Source organism: Pseudomonadota bacterium, from assembly GCA_022361155.1.
Taxonomy (GTDB): Bacteria; Myxococcota_A; Polyangia; order Polyangiales; family JAKSBK01; genus JAKSBK01.
Map to the genome: position 1 here is coordinate 19,794 of JAKSBK010000284.1, position 7,800 is coordinate 27,593.

Sequence of the window (7,800 nt, forward strand, 5' to 3'; positions counted from 1 at the left end):
CATCCACCCTGACCGCATCCACCCTGACCGCATCCACCCCGACCGCATCCACCCCAACGGCATCGTCCAGCCCAACACCTTCATAGGTCCCCTAGCCAGATGAGGCACGGTAGCATGGATTGCCGGCTCCAGCGACAGCAGCTTGGGCCCCGCTGCGACCCGGCAGGGGCTGGTCCAACCGATCTCGGGGCCTGGAGCCGATTTGACGCCGCTCTACGAGCACGACATGCTCGCCAGACAGAATGGGCAGCAAGTTCGCGGATCTGACTACCATCGAGCATGCCGCGCTGCCCCTGGGCAGCGGCCGCGCGTCCCCCAAGCGCCGGGCCACGCTGGTGTTCTACTGCCCTCAGGGAGTGCGTCTGGTGGAGCTGGTGGAAAACACACCCGTCGTGGTGGGACGCAAGCTCCCGGCTGATGTGCTCATCGACGATCTCGGCCTGTCCCGGCAGCACGCTCGCTTCGTCTGGAAGAACGGCGACTTCGTGCTCGAGGATCTGGGCTCGCGCAATGGCTGCAAGGTGGCCCAGACGCGCATTGATTCGGCGCGCGTCCAACCTGGCGACAGCATCCAACTCGGCGGCGTGGCCGTTGCCTTGCACGTCACCAGCGAGCGTAGCGAGCCGCGAACCGACGCGGCCGTCGTCGTGCACAGCGCGAAGATGCGCGAGCTCTACACAGTGGTCGGACGCGTGGCCAAGACCACGGCCCCTGTCTTGATCCTAGGCGAGACAGGCTCTGGCAAGGAGCTGGTCGCACAGGCCATCCACGCCGGTAGCGCCCGTGCCAAGGCTCCCTTCTCCGCGCTCAACTGCGCCGCCATTCCCGCAACCCTGCTCGAAGCCACCCTGTTCGGGCACGAGCGGGGATCGTTCACCGGAGCGGACCGCATGTCCAAGGGGCTCTTTGAACAAGCGGACGCCGGCACGGTCTTTCTGGACGAGGTGGGCGAGCTGTCGGCGGCGGCGCAAGCCGCGCTGTTGCGCGTCATCGAGACGCGCAGCGTGCAACGCATCGGCTCGAGCCGCGAAATCGAGCTCGATGTACGCGTGCTCGCCGCCACGCATCGAGACCTGGAGGCCATGGTCTGCGCGCGGAAGTTCAGAGCCGACCTGCTGTATCGGCTCAACGCGTTCACCCTGCGCGTTCCACCACTGCGAGAGCGTCCCGACGAGGTCATTCTCTTGGCCGAGTTGTTCCTGCAGGAAGCGAGCCGGGAGTGGAAACGACCCGTGGATGGAATCGACGCTGACGCGAGCGAGCGCCTCGTGAGCTATCCCTGGCCGGGCAACGTACGGGAGCTGCGCAACGCCGTAGAGCGGGCGGTGATCGTCTGCTCCGGGGGACGGATCCGCAAGCAGGACCTTCCGGAATCGGTGCGCACCCACGCGGAGCCCCCTGCGGGCTCGAAGCTGGAGGCCGCCGCGAAAAGGGCGCTGAGCGGTGAGGGCCCTGGTTTAGACAGCGACGACCTGGTCTTCAAAGAACGCGTCCAGCAGTACGAAATCAAGCTGATCCTCAGAGGCTTGGAGCGCGCCGGCGGCAATCAGACGCGAGCCGCGGAGCTACTGCGCATCCCGCTGCGCACGCTGGTACACAAGCTGCGCGCCTACGGCATCAAGAAAAGCTCCGCCTCAGATTAGGGAGTGTCTTGAGCAGCGCTATTTCCAGGAGATAGCCGAAGGGCGGTCGCTGGCTCGATCGAAGTCAAGGGCCGGCGAGATTATGTGAGGAGTTTCTGTTCCAGGACACTAGATCGATGCGCTCGTCGATGAGCAGGTTCGGCAGACCGTCTTCAACCAGATAAGCACACCCGTGGTCCTCGCGAACCAGGGCTTCCTGAACCTGACGCGTCAACAACCTGCCACCGCGCGTCCGGAGCGTCCCTGCCTCGACCGCCTCGTTGATGGTCTTGAGCAGGGCGTCGTCGGCCGGCGCAAGCGGCAGATGCGATTCAGGACAAACCAGGATTCTCAGCAGCTCCCGTGCCAGCACCATGCCTGTCGGCCTGCCTTCTTTCCGCTCTTTCCGCTGAATATGCCCATCGCTCGGAACTTTTCGTACCGCCCTTGTATCAGACGCTCGGCGCTCTGCCCTTCCAGAGCCGCGAGGTAGCCGCGAAGCGCGGTTCCAAGGCGCTCGGCCGCCTCGTCGTAGTCCCTGTGCGCACCCCCCACCGGCTCGGGGATCACGGCGTCCACGATGCCCAGCGCCTGTGCATCGGAAGCCAGGAGCTTGAGCTGCTTGGCTGCCTCGGGCGCGTGGGTGGCATCGCGCCACAGGATCGATGCGCAGCCCTCCGGAGTGATCACGCTATAGGTCGCGTACTGCAACATCAGCACACGGTTCGCCACGCCGAGAGCCAGCGCCCCTCCGGACCCCCCCTCACCGATCACGCTGGCTATCACGGGCACGCGCAACCGCGACATGCAAAGCAGCGACTGGCCGATCGCCTCGCTTTGCCCGCGCTCTTCGGCACCCATGCCGGGGTAGGCACCCTGGGTGTCGATGAAGGTCAAGATCGGACGGCCGAAACGCGAGGCAAGCTCCATCACGCGCACTGCCTTCCGGTAGCCCTCCGGGTGTGGCATGCCGAAGTTACGCCGGAGCTTCTCCTTCGTGGTGCGGCCCTTCTGTTGCCCGATCACGCCTACGCTGCGGCCGTCAATGTGTGCGAAGCCTGCCACGATAGCGGGATCGTCGCCGAATACCCGATCGCCATGCAGCTCCACGAAGCCATCGCACAGGCGCTCCAGGTAGTCTGCGAAAAACGGACGATCAGGGTGCCGGCTCAACAGGACCTTCTGCCAGATCGACAGATCCTCGTAGATCTCCCGCCTGAGCTTCTGCGCACGCTCCTGCAGGCTCCGAATCTCCTGGTCCAGATCGTCGTCGCGCTCCGCGACCGACTTGAGGTCCGCGATGCGGCGCTCAAGCTCGACAACGGGTTTCTCAAACTCCAGATACGCCACGCGTTGATCCATTGCGGGTCTTGCCTGCGCTCAGCGAGTCGCCGGCTTCCCGATGGTTGGACTTTTCCCGAACAACCCTGTACAGCTTGAGCGCTCGCGACTTGCCCTTGACTCGCTTGCGCGGCAGCTCGACCGCGTCAAACCGGTCATGAATTCGTGCCCAAGTGCGCTCGCTGATGATGATCTCGCCGGCCTTCGCGAGCGAGCACAGGCGTGACGCGGTGTTGACCACGTCGCCGATCGCCGTGTACTCGAGCGCTTTGCTGCTGCCCAAATAGCCAGCAACGACTTCCCCGCTGTCGATGCCGATACCGATCCGCAGCGGCTCCGATCCCTGTGCCAGCCGGGCGCGGTTGAAGGCCTCGAGCACCCGAAACTGCTCGACGGCCGTCCTTACGGCACGGACGGCATCGTCGTCGTGTTGCACCGGTGATCCGAAAAGCGCCATGATCGCGTCTCCCACGAACTTGTCCAGCGTCCCCTCGTTCTTGAAGATCACCTCAACCATCAGTTCGAAGTACTGGTTGAGCATGTTGACAATCTCTTGAGCATTGCGGGCCTCGGCCATACGTGTGAAGCCCCGAATATCGCTGAAAAACACCGTTGTGTCGCGTAGTTGGCCCCCCTTTGCCACGTCGACATCCCCCTTGATGACCTGCTCGGCGATGGCCGGCGACAGCAGGCGCTGAAAGCGCTGACGCGTCAGCGCTTGCTGCTGTATCTCTCGAGCATACAGGCTGTTTTGGATTGCGATCGCCGCCTGATTCGCAAGCGTCTGAGTGAGCTGCAAGTCCTTCTCCGTGAACGCGTTGGCCGCGACCTGCGAGTCCAGCACCATGACGCCGAGCACCTGCTCGCCATGTATGAGAGGCACCGCGATGGTCGATCGGATACCTTGCATGATCACGGAGTGAGCACCCTTGAACCGCGTATCCACGGACGCATCGCTCGAAAGCACGCCCGCGCGGTCCTTGAGCACTTCCCTGATGATCGTGCTCGAAAGCGTGACTTCCTGCTCCGTGCCCAGCTCTCCGCTGGTGCGTACCGAACGCGCAACGAGCTCGCCTTCACTTTCGCACATGAGTATCACGCCACGGTCTGCGCTCAGAAGGTCGAAAGCACACGTCAGAATCTTGTCAAGAAGCCGATCCACGTCGAGCTCGGCTCCGATGGCGCGCGTCAACTCGTAGCTTACCCGCAGCTTCTCGTAGTCCTTGCGAAGTCCCGCCACGTCTTTGAGTGCCTTCTCGGGCAGGAAATCCTGTTCCACGGCTTGGACCAGCTTGGAACGGATGCGGCTCGCCGCCGGCCCGCTCATGAGGGTGACCTTGCGTGGGCTGTGCGCACGACCTTGGGTCAGCGAGTGTTCGGGCCGGATCGGCCCCTCGCTGAATACTATCTTGGTAGAGCCGACGCCGATCTCGTCTCCAGCCTGAAGAACCCGGCTCTCCACGCGCTCGCCGTTCACAAAGGTGCCGTTGAGAGATCCTAGATCGCGAAGCACGTACCTGCCGTCAAGCAGATCGATGGAGCAGTGCCCCTTGGATGCAACGCGATCAAGCAGTTGGACCGTGTTATCCGGATGGCGACCGATGGTTGTCACCGGCTCCAGCACGCGCGTTTCTTGCTTGCCGTCGCCTGACGTGATGATCACTCGCGCCATGGTTGGGGTCCGTTCAGGAATTGCCCGGGTGGAGCCGCAGGCGAAGCCCACGCATGAAGACCCCAAGCTGGGTCCGCAACAATGACCGACTTGCTCGGCTCTCGCCACGCTGGTAACACAGGCCTGGCGCGCTTTGTAGCCGGGGGCCTGCTGCCGCCAGGAGCGGCGAGAAATCAGTGCGGTGAGGAATCAGTATGGCCCGAGTCACAGTAGAAGACTGCCTTGCACACGAAGAGAATCGATTCGCCCTTGTCATACTCGCCGCCCAACGGACTCGCCAGATCATGAAGGGCGCTCCAGCGCTCGTGTCGAGCAAGAATCGAGCTGCGGTGACGGCCCTGCGTGAGATCGCGGCCCAACGAGTAACGTTTTCGCGCGACGTTACGGAAGTGACTCGAGACTACATCGCGGAACACCGAGCGCTCGAAGACGCCCAGCGTTAAGAGCTGGGCCGCACCACCGAAGTTCGGTCTGTCCGAAGACCCAGTTCCCGTCCAGAGTGGGCCGCGCCCCGCTCCGCTTCGCTGCATCGCGGGAGATGCCAGAGCGAGCGCGCCCGGAGGCGCGGACCGAGGAATAGCTGCGCTGCGCGGTCGAATTCGACACGGCGCAGGGCCGGGCCGAGGACGAAAGCCGCTATGGCGCCATGCTGCTTCCAAGAACCCCGTTCCCGTTCAGCATGGATGCCAGAGCGAGCGCGCCCGGAGGCGCGGACCGAGGAATACTGGAAGTATTTCGCAGGGCCGGGCCGAGGACGAAAGCCGCTATGGCGCCATGCTGAACGGGAACTAGTGGAGCGTGCCGGCCTCGTGGTTAGCAACTTGAGGAAACACGCCCTCGGCTCGCAGTCGTCTCGCGAGCAACGGCGAGCCCGTTCGGCGCCAGCGCTCGTAGAGGCGAAGCACATCCCGGGGCGTGCGCAAGGTCGTATCCTCCCGAACGTCGTTCAAGACCCCCGCGAACGCATCGAACCTGTCGGATAGCTCGGCGTATACCTCCGGATCGCGGGCCACCGCCGAACCACGGGAACGGAACGCCAATCCCCCAGCAGCCGCATACGCCTGCCCCCCGAGATCCGATACGTAGCGCCGGCTCACACCACGGCTGTCCAAGTGGTCGGCAAAGAAGCCCGAGACAAACAGGGCGAGGTCTCCCAGCTGCTTGAAACGCCGCAGGGCCTCCGCTCCGGAGGCCGTCAACGCCCTGCCCAAGCGCTCTGCGAGCGGCTTTGACAGGATGTCTTGGGGCGTGCTGGCCACGAAGTCGGAAAGTAGCTGAACCAAGTAGAATTCGGTCGCTTCCCTCGCGTACAGGTCACAGCGCTTCATCGCGGCTGACAGCTTATCTCTGAAGAAAACGTGAACGTCTGTGTGCGGCTCGATCGCGCTCACCTAACCTCCTGAGGGACCGGACCTTCATGGCCAAGTCCTTGATATTTTAGCGCTCTTGGGCCCAACCCGCAATCTTGCGTCCTGCGTGGGCTTGACGAGCGCCAGGCGACGGTTATGTTGGCGCGCGTTAGCAGTCCCGGACCGCGAGTGCTAACCGGTCGCGGTCCGTGAACTCCCAACGATTCAAGGAGGTTGCCGATGGGTATTCGCCCGCTCCAGGACCGCGTCCTGGTCAAGCGCGTTCAAGAGGACCAGAAAACCAAAGGGGGTATAATCATTCCTGATACGGCCAAGGAGAAGCCGATCGAAGGTCAGGTGATCGCCGTGGGCAACGGCAAGGTCAACGACGACGGTTCGGTGCGCAAGCTAGACGTGAAGGCCGGCGATCGCGTGCTCTTTGGCAAGTACTCGGGCACCGAGGTCAAGCTTGAAGGGGTCGAGCATCTGATCCTGCGCGAGGACGAAATCCTCGGGGTGATCGAATAGTCGGCTCTTCACGGCCCACGCGAACAGGCGCGATAACTGTTTCTGAGACAATAAACACCAGAAATTACGGAGCGGCTAATGTCAGCAAAGGAAATCATCTACAACACTTCGGCTCGGGACCGGATTCTGCAAGGCGTTACCACCCTCGCGGACGCGGTCAAAGTGACCCTGGGTCCCAAGGGACGCAATGTCGTGATCGAGAAGAGTTTCGGCGCGCCGACGGTAACCAAGGACGGCGTAACCGTGGCCAAGGAAATCGAGCTTGAGAACAAGTTCGAGAACATGGGTGCCCAGATGGTGCGGGAGGTGGCGTCCAAGACATCCGACGTAGCGGGCGACGGTACGACTACCGCGACCGTGCTGGCGCAGGCCATCTATCGTGAAGGCTCCAAGATGGTCGCAGCGGGCCACAACCCCATGGAGCTCAAGCGTGGGATCGATTCCGCCGTGAAGCTGCTGGTCACGGAGCTGCAGACCCTATCGAAGGCGACCAAGGATCCACGCGAAATTGCGCAAGTGGGTACGATCTCCGCCAACGGTGACTCGACGATCGGGGAGATCATCGCCGAAGCAATGGAGAAGGTGGGCAAGGAAGGCGTGATCACAGTCGAGGAGGCCAAGAGCCTCGAGACCACACTCGAAGTCGTCGAGGGCATGCAGTTCGATCGCGGTTACCTGTCGCCGTATTTTGTTACCGACCAGGAGCGCATGGAGACGGTGCTGGAAGACGCCTACATCCTGATTTCGGAGAAGAAGGTGTCCAATATGAAGGACCTGCTTCCCGTTCTCGAGGCCATCGCTCGCCAGCAAAAACCCCTGCTCATCATCGCTGAAGACGTGGAGGGCGAGGCGCTGGCCACGCTTGTCGTCAACAAGCTGCGGGGCACGCTCGGCACGGCTGCCGTCAAGGCGCCCGGATTCGGCGACCGTCGCAAGGAGATGCTCAAAGACATCGCGGTTCTGACCGGTGGCCAGGTGATCAGCGAGGATCTCGGCATCAAGCTCGAGAACGTTACCCTGAACGACCTGGGCCGTGCCAAGCGCATCACCATCGACAAGGACAACACCACCATTGTTGATGGCGCCGGGGAGAAATCGGACATCAAAGGACGCATCGAGACCATTCGGCGTCAGATTGACGAGACCACAAGTGACTACGATCGCGAAAAGCTGCAGGAGCGGCTTGCCAAGCGCGGCGGTGGAGTTGCCGTGGTCAAGGTGGGCGCAGCCACCGAGGTGGAGATGAAGGAGAAGAAGGCTCGCGTCGAGGACGCGCTCAACGCGACAC

The 7,800-nt window shown here is 62.9% G+C and carries 8 protein-coding genes; 4 read left to right on the plus strand and 4 right to left on the minus strand.

The window, feature by feature from the left end; all coding sequences use genetic code 11:
* Positions 1-242: 242 nt before the first annotated feature.
* Positions 243-1,643, plus strand: coding sequence for a sigma 54-interacting transcriptional regulator (locus MJD61_10800; GenBank protein MCG8555756.1), 1,401 nt, complete (start codon positions 243-245; stop codon positions 1,641-1,643).
* A gap of 64 nt (positions 1,644-1,707) precedes the next feature.
* Here the strand turns inward: MJD61_10800 and MJD61_10805 are convergent, their stop codons facing one another.
* The 3 genes from MJD61_10805 to MJD61_10815 are packed head-to-tail and all read right to left on the minus strand — an operon-like array spanning position 1,708 to position 4,635.
* A complete protein-coding gene (locus MJD61_10805) occupies positions 1,708-1,998 on the minus strand; it encodes a hypothetical protein (GenBank protein MCG8555757.1) in 291 nt (96 codons plus the stop codon).
* Positions 1,974-2,984 (minus strand): acetyl-CoA carboxylase carboxyltransferase subunit alpha, encoded by a 1,011-nt coding sequence (locus MJD61_10810; protein MCG8555758.1) that lies wholly within the window; start codon positions 2,982-2,984, stop codon positions 1,974-1,976. The genes MJD61_10805 and MJD61_10810 overlap by 25 nt, the downstream gene beginning before the upstream one ends.
* Entirely contained in the window at positions 2,953-4,635 is a 1,683-nt protein-coding gene (locus tag MJD61_10815; protein ID MCG8555759.1) for an FHA domain-containing protein, read from the minus strand. The genes MJD61_10810 and MJD61_10815 overlap by 32 nt, the downstream gene beginning before the upstream one ends.
* 194 nt (positions 4,636-4,829) lie before the next feature.
* Between MJD61_10815 and rpoZ the strand changes: the two genes are divergently transcribed.
* A complete protein-coding gene (rpoZ, locus tag MJD61_10820) occupies positions 4,830-5,078 on the plus strand; it encodes a DNA-directed RNA polymerase subunit omega (protein ID MCG8555760.1) in 249 nt (82 codons plus the stop codon).
* Positions 5,079-5,423: 345 nt separating this feature from the next.
* On the opposite strand, the gene MJD61_10825 is transcribed toward rpoZ, so the two are convergent.
* A complete protein-coding gene (locus MJD61_10825; GenBank protein MCG8555761.1) occupies positions 5,424-6,026 on the minus strand; it encodes a hypothetical protein in 603 nt (200 codons plus the stop codon).
* 198 nt (positions 6,027-6,224) lie between these two features.
* Between MJD61_10825 and groES the strand changes: the two genes are divergently transcribed.
* Both groES and groL read left to right on the plus strand, forming a co-directional pair.
* Positions 6,225-6,512 carry a co-chaperone GroES gene (gene groES, locus MJD61_10830; protein MCG8555762.1) on the plus strand — a complete coding sequence of 96 codons (288 nt, stop codon included), beginning with the start codon at positions 6,225-6,227 and terminating at the stop codon, positions 6,510-6,512.
* 78 nt (positions 6,513-6,590) lie between these two features.
* Positions 6,591-7,800 (plus strand): chaperonin GroEL (gene groL / locus MJD61_10835; GenBank protein MCG8555763.1); only part of this gene is annotated, 1,210 nt, incomplete at its 3' end.